This window comes from Ruegeria sp. HKCCD7221 (assembly GCF_013031225.1).
In the GTDB taxonomy this organism is placed as follows: domain Bacteria; phylum Pseudomonadota; class Alphaproteobacteria; order Rhodobacterales; family Rhodobacteraceae; genus Ruegeria.
Genome location: NZ_WPZE01000004.1, coordinates 288,533 through 302,739, shown reverse-complemented (window position 1 = coordinate 302,739; position 14,207 = coordinate 288,533). Strand labels below are relative to the sequence as shown.

13 protein-coding genes and 1 tRNA gene are annotated in these 14,207 nt (G+C 56.2%); 9 read left to right on the top strand and 5 right to left on the bottom strand.

Going from position 1 to position 14,207, the window contains the following annotated elements; genetic code table 11:
* Positions 1-88 precede the first annotated feature (88 nt).
* A complete protein-coding gene (locus tag GOX73_RS12580) occupies positions 89-2,470 on the bottom strand; it encodes a hypothetical protein (RefSeq protein ID WP_171125478.1) in 2,382 nt (793 codons plus the stop codon).
* A gap of 606 nt (positions 2,471-3,076) precedes the next feature.
* On the opposite strand from GOX73_RS12580, the gene GOX73_RS12575 reads away from it, so the two are divergent.
* Together GOX73_RS12575 and GOX73_RS12570 are read left to right on the top strand one after the other, a co-directional pair.
* Entirely contained in the window at positions 3,077-3,820 is a 744-nt protein-coding gene (locus tag GOX73_RS12575) for a response regulator transcription factor (RefSeq protein ID WP_254429186.1), read from the top strand.
* A complete protein-coding gene (locus GOX73_RS12570; protein WP_171125481.1) occupies positions 3,801-4,310 on the top strand; it encodes a hypothetical protein in 510 nt (169 codons plus the stop codon). Before GOX73_RS12575 ends, GOX73_RS12570 begins: the two co-directional genes overlap by 20 nt.
* A 9-nt stretch (positions 4,311-4,319) precedes the next feature.
* Here the strand turns inward: GOX73_RS12570 and GOX73_RS12565 are convergent.
* A tRNA-Leu gene (locus tag GOX73_RS12565) sits at positions 4,320-4,404 on the bottom strand.
* A 238-nt stretch (positions 4,405-4,642) separates the two neighbouring features.
* Here GOX73_RS12565 and GOX73_RS12560 point away from each other — a divergent pair.
* Both GOX73_RS12560 and GOX73_RS12555 read left to right on the top strand, forming a co-directional pair.
* Positions 4,643-4,981 (top strand): hypothetical protein, encoded by a 339-nt coding sequence (locus GOX73_RS12560; RefSeq protein WP_171121971.1) that lies wholly within the window; start codon positions 4,643-4,645, stop codon positions 4,979-4,981.
* Positions 4,974-6,200, top strand: coding sequence for an HlyD family secretion protein (locus GOX73_RS12555; protein WP_171125483.1), 1,227 nt, complete (start codon positions 4,974-4,976; stop codon positions 6,198-6,200). The genes GOX73_RS12560 and GOX73_RS12555 overlap by 8 nt, the downstream gene beginning before the upstream one ends.
* Positions 6,201-6,315: 115 nt before the next feature.
* Here GOX73_RS12555 and GOX73_RS12550 read toward each other — a convergent pair whose 3' ends face one another.
* The 3 genes from GOX73_RS12550 to GOX73_RS12540 all read right to left on the bottom strand — a co-directional run bounded on the left by GOX73_RS12550 (position 6,316) and on the right by GOX73_RS12540 (position 9,568).
* A complete protein-coding gene (locus GOX73_RS12550) occupies positions 6,316-7,746 on the bottom strand; it encodes an NAD-dependent succinate-semialdehyde dehydrogenase (RefSeq protein WP_171125485.1) in 1,431 nt (476 codons plus the stop codon).
* A gap of 83 nt (positions 7,747-7,829) precedes the next feature.
* Entirely contained in the window at positions 7,830-8,795 is a 966-nt protein-coding gene (locus GOX73_RS12545; RefSeq protein ID WP_171125487.1) for a LysR substrate-binding domain-containing protein, read from the bottom strand.
* A complete protein-coding gene (locus tag GOX73_RS12540) occupies positions 8,792-9,568 on the bottom strand; it encodes an aspartate dehydrogenase (protein ID WP_171125489.1) in 777 nt (258 codons plus the stop codon). Before GOX73_RS12540 ends, GOX73_RS12545 begins: the two co-directional genes overlap by 4 nt.
* A gap of 148 nt (positions 9,569-9,716) precedes the next feature.
* Here GOX73_RS12540 and GOX73_RS12535 point away from each other — a divergent pair, with 148 nt between their 5' ends.
* The 5 genes from GOX73_RS12535 to GOX73_RS12515 all read left to right on the top strand — a co-directional run bounded on the left by GOX73_RS12535 (position 9,717) and on the right by GOX73_RS12515 (position 14,157).
* On the top strand, positions 9,717-10,670 hold the full coding sequence (locus GOX73_RS12535; protein ID WP_171125491.1) for a dihydrodipicolinate synthase family protein: 954 nt from the start codon (positions 9,717-9,719) through the stop codon (positions 10,668-10,670).
* A gap of 97 nt (positions 10,671-10,767) precedes the next feature.
* Positions 10,768-11,310 carry a 3-hydroxyanthranilate 3,4-dioxygenase gene (locus tag GOX73_RS12530; RefSeq protein WP_171125493.1) on the top strand — a complete coding sequence of 181 codons (543 nt, stop codon included), beginning with the start codon at positions 10,768-10,770 and terminating at the stop codon, positions 11,308-11,310.
* 25 nt (positions 11,311-11,335) lie between these two features.
* Positions 11,336-12,310, top strand: a complete 975-nt coding sequence (locus GOX73_RS12525) for a TRAP transporter substrate-binding protein (protein WP_171125496.1) — start codon at positions 11,336-11,338, stop codon at positions 12,308-12,310.
* Positions 12,311-12,373: 63 nt separating this feature from the next.
* Positions 12,374-12,898 (top strand): TRAP transporter small permease, encoded by a 525-nt coding sequence (locus tag GOX73_RS12520; protein WP_171121963.1) that lies wholly within the window; start codon positions 12,374-12,376, stop codon positions 12,896-12,898.
* Entirely contained in the window at positions 12,895-14,157 is a 1,263-nt protein-coding gene (locus tag GOX73_RS12515) for a TRAP transporter large permease (protein ID WP_171125498.1), read from the top strand. Before GOX73_RS12520 ends, GOX73_RS12515 begins: the two co-directional genes overlap by 4 nt.
* Positions 14,158-14,207: the final 50 nt, after the last annotated feature.

Here is a 14,207-nt window from a genome sequence, read left to right as displayed (position 1 = left end):
CCGAGGCCGCCGCAGAAGCGGCCTCGGCAGTTAGCTTGACCGGGTCGGAGAACGAACCGTCGCCCTCTGCCCCAAACCCAGAGACGGGTTATACGTCGGTATCGTCGCTGGTGTAGGTCGAGTTCATCGAGCCACCAACCATTGTCGTGTCGACCGAGTTGCCGAGAACGTTGGCACCCATAACGATCGTCTGGTTGAAGGCCGATGTATCTACAACAGCAGCCGCCGATGCGTAGGATTCACCGTGGACAATTCCGTCACCAGAATTGTTGGAACCCCAGGACCCGGCGTTGCCGCCATTACCACCCGCGCCCGAGTTGGCACCCGATGCGTCGCCACCGTTAACCGTTGCGCCGGTGATCGCACCATTTGTTGCCGAACCCATCGCGTCGCCGCTGGTTCCGCCGTAGCCGGCACCGGCACCGCCGCCGCCGCCAAAGCCCGAATTCGCCGAGCCGGTCGCGCTGCCTGCGCCTGTCGAAGTGGCGTCATTGTCGGACATCGCGTCGCCGCCATATCCTGCAATCGCACTCGCCAGGCTGTCAGCGCTGCCATCGGTGTCTGCGACCGACCACAGACCAGAGTCGCCGCCCGCACCAGCGGTGTTTACAGCGTCTGCTGAACCTGTGCCGGATCCGTTGGACATTGCGTCCTGCTGGATCGCGCCGCCGCCACCGCCAAAGCCGTCGGCAGTTGCAGTACCGGTACCAGTGCCCGTGGCCGAGCCGCTTGTGCTGTTGCCGCCACCTGCACCACCGTCGCCGCTGGTGTTCTGTGGCATGCTGGCTGTGCCATTCACGTCACCCGGGGTCTGCGTGATATTCGGGCCAGTCGTGGCCTGATCACCGACACCCTGAGCACCGGACATAGCAGCCGCAGTACCGCCAAGACCTGCACCACCGGTGCCGTCTCCGCCACCGCCAGTACCGCCGGTACCAGCACCGCCAACACCTTGAGCTCCACTACCGTTGCCGCCGGAACCAAATCCGCCGTCTCCTTCACCGCCAGTGCCGGGGTTGCCGCCATTGACGTCACCGCTGCCGGTGTCAGCTTCGGCTTCACCCGCGTTCAGGCCAATCAGCCCGTTCTGCTGGTTCAGCGCAGCAAGCGCCGCGTCGACCTGGCCGGATGTTCCGCCAGTGCCAGCGCCGCCGGTGCCCGCACCGCCAGTGCCGGTCGCACCATTGCCGTTGCCGCCAGTGCCCGTCGCTCCAGTGCCAGTTCCACCCGTTCCGCCAGAACCGGTGCCATTGCCGCCATCAGCGTCAGCGTCGCTATCGGCAAGGCTTCCAGCCAGGCCAAGCCCCAGGTTACCAGCCGCTGCGTCGTTGGCTTCGGTGTCGCTGCTGCCAGCGTTTACCGCAACGCCATCGGTGTCAGCATCGCCGTCACCACCATTGGCGCCATTGGCGTCCGAGTCATTCCCGGCCAGACCGGCACCCAGTGCCGAGGCACCAGTAGCATTGTTGCCGCCAAGCGACGCGCCATCGTTGTCGGCTTCGGACAGGCCCAGGCCCAAACCCAGACCGATCGAGCCTGCGTTTCCGCCTTCTCCGGCTGTGCTGTCACCATCAGAGTCGGCGCTGCCGGTGTTGTCGGCATCGGCGTCACTGTTGGCATTTCCGCCGGAACCCGCGGTGCTGCTTCCGTTCGAGTCAGCATTGGAATGTCCAACACCCAGACCGAAATTGGTTGCGCTTCCCGAGGAACCGCCTGCTCCGCCAGTGCCGGCACCATCTGCGTCACCGGTGTGACCGCCGAACGCCAATGCAGTACCACCATCGGTGTCCCCGTCTGCATAACCGCCGTGCGCAGTGCCGCCGCTTCCGGAGTTTCCTCCGTCCGACTGCGAGCCGATGCCTTCATCAGCATTGGCCGTACCGCCACGCGCGTTGCCGTCCTGGTCAAAGCTACCGTTATTCTTAACTTCCGCCGCACCCAGGGTGTCGTCGTCGCTCAGGTTTAGGTACTGCTTGTTGATGGCGGACATGTCGTTGCCCGCGCCATCCAGACTGATGTTCAGGTTCAGGTCATCGCCGGGATCATAATCCAGGTCGTTTCCAACGGTAATGACTTTGTCGATGCTTGAACCGCCAGAGACATCAACATCTACCAGATCATCGTCGCTGCCCAACGGCTCGGCTTCGCCAAAGTCGATATGGACAGAGTTCGAGTTGTCGTTGTCGTTATCGCCGTTCTTCTGCTTCTGAGCTTGCGCTTGGCCCTGACCCTGATGTTGATCCTGATCCTGATCGTTCTCGTTATCTACATCAGTATCCACATCGGTTTTCTGGGCTTGCGCCTGCAGTTGATCTTGATCCTGATCATTATCAACTTTGGTTTTCTGCTCAGTCTGGTCCGCGCTGATTTCGACGTCGTCGATGTTAATTTCATCTACCGGAGCAATGACTGGGCCAACATTAATTTCTTCGACGTCGGCGCCGTGATTACCATTACGGTTTCTAGACATATCAATTTCCACTTATTAAGCGCACTGACCGTCATTCATCTACAAAACGGTTACGGGCGCGGTTGAAACAAGAGTTGCGCACAAAGAGAAACGCGAAACGCGCTTTCGTGCGGTATCGTCAGTGACTTGGTCTCCCACCCTCCTTTCTCGGCTTAGCCGAAATAGCCCTTGCGCAAAAAATCGCGAAAATGCGCGAATCGCGGGCACATTAGGAACAAGCACCTCTTCAATTGAGGCACTCACATCGTTGCAGGAGCAGCACAGCCTGAATAGCTAACCGTAAGCACTAGATCGCTTAGAATTATGATTTCATTGAATTAAAAAACCGATTCGGCCTGTTTGTCCGAATTGGCACCGCAAAAGACGGGGCGGAATCCCTTTAGGTGGGAAACCGTGCGATTCCCTCTACTTAAACGAGAAAGGCCAGCTTCCACCTAATCGAAAGTACTAGAACCTAAGCCCTTGGAATCACGTTTTATTGAAGAAACTTGCACTATTCACTGTAGTCTTGAGATCATGCGCGTTAATATTGCGTTAATTATACGCTTCAAGTTCTGTTTACTGTTTTGCCGCATTTCCGCGGTTTGGGTTATGTAGGGGGGAATAATGAGTATCCCGTTTCAGGATAGTTCTATCCAAGGTAATTTTACCGCCGAAGAATTCTCGATCAACTTTGTTGGCAAGGAACTGTTTTATTCGCGTCAAACCTTGCGCGAGGTTCAAAACGAATTCGGTGTCGCCACACACCGGATTGACAGCATCCAATCACTTCCGGTCTGTCCTTCATCCGGTTCCGGCCGGGTCATCATCGTCGACCAAATGTCACTTGATGATCTGATCGCGCGGCCCAAAGCCTATAAGGATTGTGTCGGCTCAGGCAGCGTTGCATTTGCATATCGCAAAGATGAGGCGGCCCGGTTTTTGTTCGAAAATTGGGATCGCAATACATATGGCGAAATTGGATACCTGCCGATGAACGTCTCGCCAGATGTTTGGAGGTCTATCCTACGTCTGTTGTTGCATGAAGAATTTTATATGCCCTGTTTTCTTGCTGACAGCGTTGCAGCCAATAACGGCCAACCCAAGCATGACCATCCCGCAATTTCGGCGGCAGCAGATCCTCATCCGATCTATTCCAAGCTGACACCGAGAGAGAAACAGGTGCTGCAATTGGTATCAAAAGGCCAGAGCAACAAGATCATTGCTTCCAATCTGGGAATTACCGAGCACACTGTTAAGCTGCATATACACAATGTCGTAGGCAAAATTGGTGTCAGCAACAGGACTGCCGCTGCACAATTCTTCTTTGAGGTCGCGCCCAACGAGGCGCATGAAATGGCCGTTGACTGACGACTTTGAAACCCGATTTGATCGCCTGATCCTGTTGGTGGGTCGGCTGAATTACATGTGGACCAACACCGAAAGCCTGTTGATCCACTTGATCGCAGGCCTGAGCGAAACCAAGAAAGATGTCGCGGTGATTATCTTTCTGACGCTGAACACCACACGGGCGCGCCTTGATCTTGTGGAACGGCTTGCCAAGATGGAGGGCCGCCCACCGGAAATTCGCGACCCAATCCTTGTTCACACACAGCGATTAGCCAAACTGTCGGGAATTCGAAACAAATACAATCACTGCATTTATTCCTTTGACCCGGACAGCGGCAATCCAAAGACAATCCTGATGAGGATTTCCGATAGAAAAACAGACATCAAACTGGGGCGTGAAGACACAGTCGACGCCTCGGCCATGAAAGAGATTGAAGACATTGTTGATCAACTTTCCGAGTTGAACCGCGATATCTGGCGGCTGATCAGCCAGTTGGGCTTTCCAGTTTGAAGGTTTGAGTGGTGCGGATGGCGGGGATCGAACCCGCAAGCCCTAGGGCGAGGGATTTTAAGTCCCTTGCGTTTACCAGTTTCGCCACATCCGCAGGTCACCGATCCATCAGGCGCGGCGACTATCGGAACTCTTAATGCGAACCAAACTGATTGAAAAGTCGCTAAGTTGACGATCGCAAAAATGGTGCGGCCAAAACCGGACAGGACGCCACTTGCGGCAACCCCGCGCTGAAACGCGCCATAGATCGGAGCCGAAAACCACCCCAGTTTGATCTTTTTGAATTCAATCGTTTATCCTTGCACAGTATCATTATGAAACCGGAGGTTCCCGTGAACAGCTCTATTTCTGATGAGGCTTTGGCCCGGCTACCGTTTTGGGTAACCGCCCCGGGCGAAACGGATGGCTTTCTGATCGTTGTGGGCATTTCGCTTATTGTCGTCTTGCTGGGCTTTGGTGCGCTCTATTTCACGGTGCAGGCTATTCCAGATCGAATGGCGGCCGGTGCTCATAAGGTGCAAATGCAACTTGTCGGCGTGCTTGGCCTGATTTCGCTGTTCACCTTGAACAATGCGTTTTGGATTGCAGCCATCCTGATTGCAGCAGTGCCCCTGCACGAAATCCTTCCACTGGAAACCAAGACGGATTTGCCGGAGCACACTGATGCTTGAGCTTATTTTCTCGGCGCTGATCACGATTGTTCCCGACTATCTATACCGCCGGTACAAGCAGGGCAAACGGTGGGGCCACGAAATCACCCTGTTCAACGTCTGGTATGAACTGCGTTGGGGATTGACCGCATGCGCAATATTGGCCGTGACGCTGATCACCATCATTTTCTATTTCCACCCTTCAACGCGCAAAGTGACCGCGGTTTTTCGTACTGTGACCATCCTTTCTGACCGCGGGGGCCGCGTTGCCGAGGTCTATGTCACCAACAATGCAAGGGTGAAGGCAGGCGACGCGATTTTCACGCTGGATACCACCCGGCAGGAAGCGGCGGCAGAGACCGCGCAGCGTCGGATTGAAGAGATTGACGCCACATTGGGATTGATCGCGACAGAAGTCGCCACAGCCGAAGCCCGCGTCAAAGCCGCAGAGGTTGAGCTTAGTCAGGCTGAAAACGACCTACAGCGGCGTCTGTCACTGGCGGAACGAAACGACACCGTTGTCAGCGAACAAGAGCTGGAACGCCTGCAAACCGCCGTGTCCGGCGCAACTAGCCAACGCGCAGCCGCTATTTCTGCGCGCGACGGTGCCAAGTTGCGTCAGACAGCAGTTTTACCAGCGCAAAAGGAAAGTGCGCGCGCAGTCCTACAAGAAGCCGAGAATGAAATCGCAAAGTCCACGGTATTCGCCGAAGTGGATGGCACGGTGACCCAGTTTTTGCTGAAACCGGGCGACATAGTGAATCCGATCCTGCGTCCCGCTGGCATTTTGGTTCCCGAGATATCGGGGCAAGGCCGCTTTGTCGCGGCTTTTGGACAGATATCCGCGAGCGTTCTGAAACCCGGTATGCTTGTTGAAATCACCTGCGCATCCAAACCGCTGACCATTGTCCCCATGATTGTGGACGGGGTGCAAGATACCATAGCCGCAGGCCAGTTTCGGCCGGGGGACGCGCTGCTTGATTCCCAGGATCGCGCTCGTCCGGGAACGGTCACCGCTTTTCTGGCTCCGGTTTTTCCCAAGCATTTGGAAGGCATCCCCCCCGGAAGCGCCTGCATTGGCGTCGCTTATACAAGTCGCGCGAAGGAAATAGATGCGGGGGAGATCACGGGGCTGTCCGCCTTTTTTGCCAGAATTGTGGACGGGATGGGCATAGCGAATGCCATTGTCCTGCGTGCACAGGCGATACTGTTGCCCGTCAAGACGCTCGTTTTTTCTTGAAGCGCACGCAGCAACCGTTCTGAAACTCGGCGAGAGTGTTCCACCTCCGTTGCCGGGCCGGATGGCAACGCAACCGCCATAGCGATCGGATGCTAAGTGGTGATTAATCGGTCATTCAAACAATTCGGGCCGAGTGCCAGACGTTTTTGACTGTCATGTAATTCTCCAATCCTTCTGTCCCCCCTTCTCGGCCATAGCCGCTGGACTTGACGCCGCCAAAGGGTGTTTCGGGCATGGATGCTTCCAGCGTATTAATGGACAAGTTGCCGACCTCTACCTCATCCACCAGCCGATCAATATAGTCAGCGCGATTGGTAAATGCATAACCGGCCAACCCATAAGGCACAGCGTTCGCTTGCTCGATAGCTTCGTCCAGCGAAGCGACCGGGTTTATCACCGCGACCGGACCAAACGGTTCCTCCTGCATGATCCGGGCGGTGTCGGGTACGTTCATAAGAACAGTGGGTTCAAAGAAATACCCGGTGTTACCAAGCCTGGCGCCCCCTGTAACCAAAGTCCCGCCTTTGACCACCGCATCATCGACCAATTCCGCAAGTGCGGGGATACGCCGGGCATTGGCGGTCGGTCCCATTTCAACCCCATCCTGGCGGCCATCACCCACAACTGTGGCCTTGGCTCGCGTTGCAAATGCAGCGGCGTAGTCTTCAAAAATACTTTCATGCGCGAAGAAGCGCGTCGGCGACGTACAGACCTGCCCTGCGTTACGCATTTTCCGAACGGCACTGGAAACGGCGGCGGTGTGAACATCTGTATCTTCGCAAACAATAACCGGGGCGTGCCCGCCCAATTCCATCAGAACCCGCGTGTCGTTCTGTGCCGCCAAAGTCGTCAGATGTCGTCCGACCGTTGTTGATCCTGTAAAAGCCACCAGACGCACCGGGTCCTGCGGAATAAGGTGCCCTGAAATCTCGGCAGGCGTTCCAAAAACAAGGTTCAGCACACCGGCAGGAAGGCCCGCATCCTCGAACGCACGAACGATATGCAAAGCCCCCGCCGGAGTTTCTTCGGCAGCCTTTAGAATGACCGAGCACCCAGAAGCCAACGCGCCTGCGATCTTTCGGGCGGGCTGGCTCATTGGGAAGTTCCACGGCGAAAACGCGGCGACAACTCCAACCGGCTGATGATGAACTGCGAACTTGTGGCCGGGGGCCGCTGGAATGATGCGCCCATAGGACCGCATGGCCTCCCCCGCATCCCATTCGAAGAATTCCGCCCCGCGTATGACTTCCAGCCGAGCCTGAGCCAACGGTTTGCCATGTTCCAGTGTTATCGACTGCGCAATGTCTTCCTGCCGATCCCGGATGAGCGCCGCTGCCCGCAGGATCGTGTCTGCGCGCTCTCGTGGTGACGTGTGGCTCCAAACCCGAAAGCCTTTGACCGCCGCATCCAGTGCATCATCCAGATCGCTGACAGAGGCGCGTGGCAGGCGGGCGATCTCTTCTTCTGTCGCGGGGTTCACGACCGGCATATCGGTTTCGGTGCTACGCCACTTCCCCCCGATAAAGAGCTTCAAATCTGGATACATGACGCAGAGGCCTCCGATTGTTCTGCCCGTTCAGATCAGGCATCCCGGGTGATCGCTTCAAGTTAATTGGGGGAATACTGATATCATTTTGACGAATACCTGAACCGATTGTCCTGCGCTGCCTGATGCAACGCTGCCTTGAACGCACGACCGGCAGGTGACAGATCGTCATCTGCCCGCAGGGATATTCCAATTGGCCCATGGCCAAAGGGTACGGTCCAGTCCAACTGTGACAAATGCCCGTTCGAGAAATCCTGCGTTACCACCGCAGCAGGCATAAGCCCGATCAGATTACGCGATTGCAACAGTGCGCGATTGGCCAGGTAAGACACGCTTTCGACTGTAACAGGCGGGACATATTGCTGTTGACCGATAAAGAAATGATCAACCTGTCGGCGCAAGGTGGTCTCCAACGGCGGCAAAATCCAGCCAAACGGTTTGGTTTGCGCGAAGGAAACATCTGACTTGCCCGCCAATGGGTGCTGAGGGCCGACCACTGCCAGAATATGATCCTGCAACAGCTTTTCCTGACGGATCTTGTCACGGTGCCGATGCGACGGCAGACGCCCCACCACCATATCAATCTCACCGGACAACAACCCGGGCATCAGCACCTCATTGGTGCCTTCACTGATCTTGACGGCCACGTTTGGCCTGTCGGTCAGCAGGATTTCAATAGCGGCGGGCAACAGGCTTGTGGACGCCGCCAGCAGCGTACCCACGACAACACGTCCAGAATTGCCTTCGTTCAGGTCATCCAATTCCTGAGCGGCATTTGAAACCTGCGTGAAGATCAGCTTGCCATGGCGTATCAAGGTTTCGCCGAACACGGTCGGCACTACCCCGCGATTGGTCCGGTTGAACAGCTTGACCTCAAAATCCAGCTCGAGATCCTGAATCATTTTCGTGGCAGCAGGTTGCGAAATTCCAAGCTCGCGGGCTGCATTTTGAATGTTCCCATGCGCGCCCACCGCCACCAGCAGGCGGAGTTGACGCAGTTTCAAGCGCGTTAGCGCACGGTCGACAATGCGTGAATGCCGCCCCGTCATAGCGTGATCCGCTGGGTTATCTGATCCAGCTTGGCAAGAATGCTCATCGCCGCCAGCGCCGACGAACGCGGATTATCGGGCAAAGCATTGCCGTTGATCTGAAAATGGAAATTGCCGAAGTCACCCTCGGCCCTGATCTCGTGGACGTTTTGCGTGATTGATGGGTCGGCAATCAATTGAACGCGGGTGTGATCAAACCCAAGACCAGCCAGAGCCACCGCCGCAGCGACATTGGCATTTTTCGGATAAGACAAGGCCGCCACGCGCGCGGTCCCTTCGAAATGGGTAACGGCGCAATCGACGATGTCATCCAGATCCAACTTCGCCTCAGCAGCAGAGCCCTTCCACCCACCCGGCGGCTTGCGTCCGACATAAGTGACCGTCGACAATTTTCCCGCCCTCGCTGCGGCAAGACAATCCAACGCTCCGATTGCGCCACTTGCCAGATGCAGCTTCGCGTTCCCCTCTTTCGCGGAAAGGCTCAAAGCCTCAGATACTTTCGGGTCGGCAAGCGCACCCAAAGAGACCGTGATCATGTTGACCCCACGGGCCAGTATTTGAGGCCCTAAACATGCCAACGCCTCGTGACCTGCGCAATCAATCACCAGATCAATGCCGGATGGCAGGTCGTTGACCGAGCCGATTTCCAACCCGGCGCCTTGCCTAACCCGATCTGGCCGCATCAGAACCGCGCCAAGGTGATGCTCGCGCGCAGCAAGGCCCGACGATACGTATTGCGCAATGGCGCCATTCCCGATCATTCCGATTTTCATGTCTCGAACGCTAGGACAGATCAGAGCAAAACTGAATTGGAAACCCACAGATATTCGTTTTTCTGATATCCAGTTGCCCGAGTTCGACTTGGAATGCCAATACTCAATACGGTTTTCTAACCCGAACCAGAGTGAAAGGCCCTGCCCCATGAAATACACAAAACAAGACGCCAAAGCTTATGCGCGCGAAAACATGACGGGCATCTGGGCGGCCGCTCTCAACCCGTTCCACGAGGATCTGTCGCTTGACGAGGCCGGGCTGCGGTCGAATATCCGTCATTGGATCGACGACCTTGGGATTCAGGGGCTGTTCATCGCCGGAAAGCAGGGCGAATTCTGGGCCATGACGTTGGAAGAGCGCAAACGGAACATGTCGATCGCGGTCGAAGAATGCGCAGGGAAGGCCGGAACAATCATGTCGATCTCGGATCAGAACATGGAAACCGCGCTTGAACTTGGCCGTCACGCGCAGGACTGCGGCGCCGATTATGTCGTCGTACATGCGCCAATGCTCAGTTTCTGTCAGGACCGGGGCGAGTTGCTGAATCAATACTACAAACGCTTCTGCGATGAGCTTGATATCGGCATTGCCATGTGGAGCCACCCCGACAGCGGTTATCTGATGCAACCCGAAGAATGCGCGCGTATTGCCGATCTGCCCAATATCGTTGCGATCAAATACTCGGTTCCGCGCGACATGTATGTCAGGCTGACCCATATGGTCGGAGACAAAATTCATGTCTCGACCTCTGCCGAACATGAATGGTTGGACAACATTCTTGAACTGGACTGGAAGCTGTACCTGTGCTCATCCCCACCCTACCAGTTGCAGACCGCCAATGACCAACGGATGAATGAATACACGCAACTGGCCTTCGCAGGGAAAGCGGATCAGGCACGGCGCGTGTTCGACAGCCTGAACCCGGTACGGGACGCGATCAAGCGGACCAAACCCGCAGATAAACCAACTGCCTTCGGCAAGTACTGGCAGTACCTGCTGGGCCAAACCGGGGGCCATGTACGCCCGCCGATGCTAGAGCTCAGCCAGGCGGAAAAAGATATTATTCGCAAGGGGTTTGACGAATGCGGGCTGAAACTGTGAAACTAGCGATATAACTTAATCCGATACCTACATGCGGACAATTTCTTTGTGGTTATGAGGAATGTCGCCGAAGTTTTTTGCCAGACGGGAGAAAACAATGTCAAAGCTAAGAGCGTTCAACTTCAAGGCTTGGATTGACGAACATCGTCATCTTCTGAAGCCACCGGTCGGCAACAAAATGGTATTCGAAGATGCCGACCTGATGGTCACCGTTGTCGGCGGCCCAAACAAACGCACCGATTACCACGACGACCCGGTCGAAGAGTTCTTTTACCAGCTTGAAGGGGACATGCTTCTCAAGCTGTTTGATGGCGAGGAATTCTATGACGTCCCCATCCGTGAAGGCGAGGTGTTTCTTCTTCCGGCGCATGTCCGCCACTCTCCTCAGCGTCCGCAAGAAGGCTCGGTCGGCTTGGTCATCGAACCCAAGCGGCAGGAAGGCGAACTGGACGCAATCGAATGGTATTGTTTTGAATGCGGGACACGCGTGTACCGGGCTGAAATGCAGCTAAAGTCCATCGTTGACGACCTGCCTCCGGTGTACGAAAAATTCTATGCATCGGAAAAAGACCGCACTTGCCCGAATTGTAATGCCATACATCCGGGAAAAGAACCGCCCGAGGGCTGGGTGCAGTTGTAGAAACAAAAAAGTAACGGGGAAGAACATGAAACACTTTGGAAAAATCATTGCGGCCACTGCTTTGGCGACGGTCTCTGCTGTTGCGGCACAGGCCGAGGAATTCCGTCTGGGCCTGATCACGCCACCGCCCCACATTTGGACCAAGGCCGCCGAAGCGTTTGGGGCCGAGCTGTCCGAAGCCAGCGATGGCGCGCACAGCGTATCCGTTTTCCCGGCGCGACAACTGGGTAACGAGGCTGAGATGTTGCAGCAGTTGCAGACAGGCGCGCTGGACATGGCCTTTATGACAGTGGCCGAAGTGTCAAACCGCGCGCCGGAACTGGGTGCTTTCTACGCCCCATACCTTGCTGACGACATCGGCCATGCCGGTCGTATCCTGAGGTCAGACACCGCAAAGACAATGCTGGAGCCACTGCCCGGTCAGGTCGGCGTCGTCGGGGTCGGCTACGGTATGGCCGGACTGCGCCAGATCGTAAGCCGGGGCGAAGTTTCGTCAGCGGATGACCTTGCCGGTCTTAAACTGCGGATCACTCCGTTCACTCCGATCCTTGATTTCTACAACGCCGTTGGCGCGGCCCCGACCCCGATGCCCTTGCCCGCGGTTTACGACGCGTTGGCAAATGGTCAGGTCGACGCCATCGACATGGATGCCGAACTTATCTGGGTTCTGAAATACTATGACCATGCAGATACGATTGTTCAGTCCGACCACATGATGTTCCCAATGGTGGGGCTTGTCTCGGCCAAAGTCTGGGCGGGGTTGTCCGAGGAAGACCGGGCACTGATTGGTGAGTTGATGGCCAAGCATGTGGACAGCACCATCGACAGCTATGTCTCGAACGAGGCCGGTTGGCTGGAGCAGATCGAAGGCACCGGAAAGTCCTATGTAAAGGTGGATGCCTCGTTCTTTGGCGATGCCATCGACGAATGGAATACGATCTGGTCAGAAAAGACCTCGTCGCTTGACGCCCTGCGCGCTACTGCGGCAGAAACCAAGTAAAGTTTGGTCGCAGACAGACATGGCGCGAGCCTGTGCTCGCGCCATTTGTCTTGGGGATAGGTCATGTTGTACCGGTTATCGGCATTCTGGGCCCGAGTAGAGCTCTGGTCGGCGGCGCTTTTGGCGCTTGTCGTAACGGTGCTGATCCTGCTGAACGTGGTCACGCGCAGCATGGGAAACGCGCTGTTCTGGGTCGACGAACTTGCGATTTATTCGATGGTTTGGATGACTTTTCTGGGGGCATCCGCCGCTTTGCACCACCGGGATGCCGTATCCATCACCATCGTCACGGATGCCGTGTCGATCCGCGTTAAACATCTTATCGACAAATGCGTTGACGTGATTGTCTTTGCTTTCGCGCTGGCGATGTTGTGGTTCTGCTGGCGATGGTTTCTGCCCTTGGACATTGTCCAAGCCGGATTCGATACAACCGCGTTCCAGGGCCAGACCTTCAACTTCATTTACGCCGAACCCACACTGACGCTGGGCCTGCCGAAATTCCTGTTTTGGCTGGTCATGTGGCTCTTTGCGCTTGGGGCCACATTGCATTCCGCAATGCACCTCTTTGGAACGAGGCCTGTTTCATGAGCCCTATTGTCTTTCTTGCGGCCCTGTTTATCTCGGTGCCCGTGGCAATCGTTCTGAGTGTGACCGCGATCTGGTACATCTGGGAAAGTGGGAACACGATCCTCTATGACAGCTTTGCCCAGAAGATGTTCGGCGGCCTGGAAAACTATGGCCTGTTGGCCATCCCGCTGTTCATGCTGACCGGCGAGCTTATGAACGAAGGAGGCATGACTCGCCGCCTGATTGCTCTGGCCCGCATTTTCGTGGGCGGTTTCCGGGGTGGTCTGGCCTATATCAACCTTTTGGCGAACATGTTCATGGCTGCGATTATCGGATCGGCCACAGCCCAGATCGCCGTCATGTCGCGCGCCATGGTCCCCGCCATGGAGGAGGAGGGATATGACAAGGGCTTTGCGACGGCCACCACCGCAGCGGGCGGGTTGTTGGCCCCGGTGATCCCGCCGTCGATGATGTTCGTGATTTTTGGGGTTCTGGCGCAAATTCCGATTGGTGAGATGTTCATCGCCGGAATCCTGCCCGGCCTGATCTTGGCGGCCAGCTTTGCGTTGGTGATCGCGTTGATCGGATGGCGGAGGCAATTTCCCAAAGGCAGTTGGATGAGCGCCAAGGAATCCGCACGCGCCCTAGCTGCCGCAGCACCGGCCCTGTTGATCCCTGTCGCCATCATTGGCGGCATCCTGTTCGGCATTGCCACGCCGACAGAGTCCGCCGCTGTCGCATCATTTGTAGCGTTTGTCGTCGGCTGGCTGATCTATGGTGAGCTTGACCCAAGACATCTTGGCGAAATGTTCCTGAGAACGGCCAAGAACGCCTCGATGATCCTGTTCATGATCGCGGCAGCCAGTGTTTTCGGCTGGGTGATCATTTACGAAGAGCTTCCACAAAAGCTGGCTGGTTTGATCACGACCATAACCTCTGATCCGTTTCTATTCCTGCTGATAGTCAACGCGGCGCTTCTGTTGGTGGGCATGATCATCGACGGCATCGCCGCGATTATCCTAATCACTCCGATCTTGCTGCCAATTGCCACGGGCTCATACGACATCAGCCCCTACCAGTTCGGCGTAGTCGTTTGCCTGAACCTTGTTCTTGGCCTGCTGACACCGCCGGTCGGAATTGGCCTATATATCGCTTCTTCAATGAGCGGCGCCTCACCCGGTTCGATCCTAAGATCGCTCTGGCCATTTCTAATGGCGATAACGGTTGTCCTTGTCCTGCTGAGTTATGCACCGATTCTGTCGACCTACCTTATTCGCTAGGTCCACATTTCGCCCTTGCATGACCTGTGGCGATACCAGGTGCCGCAAAG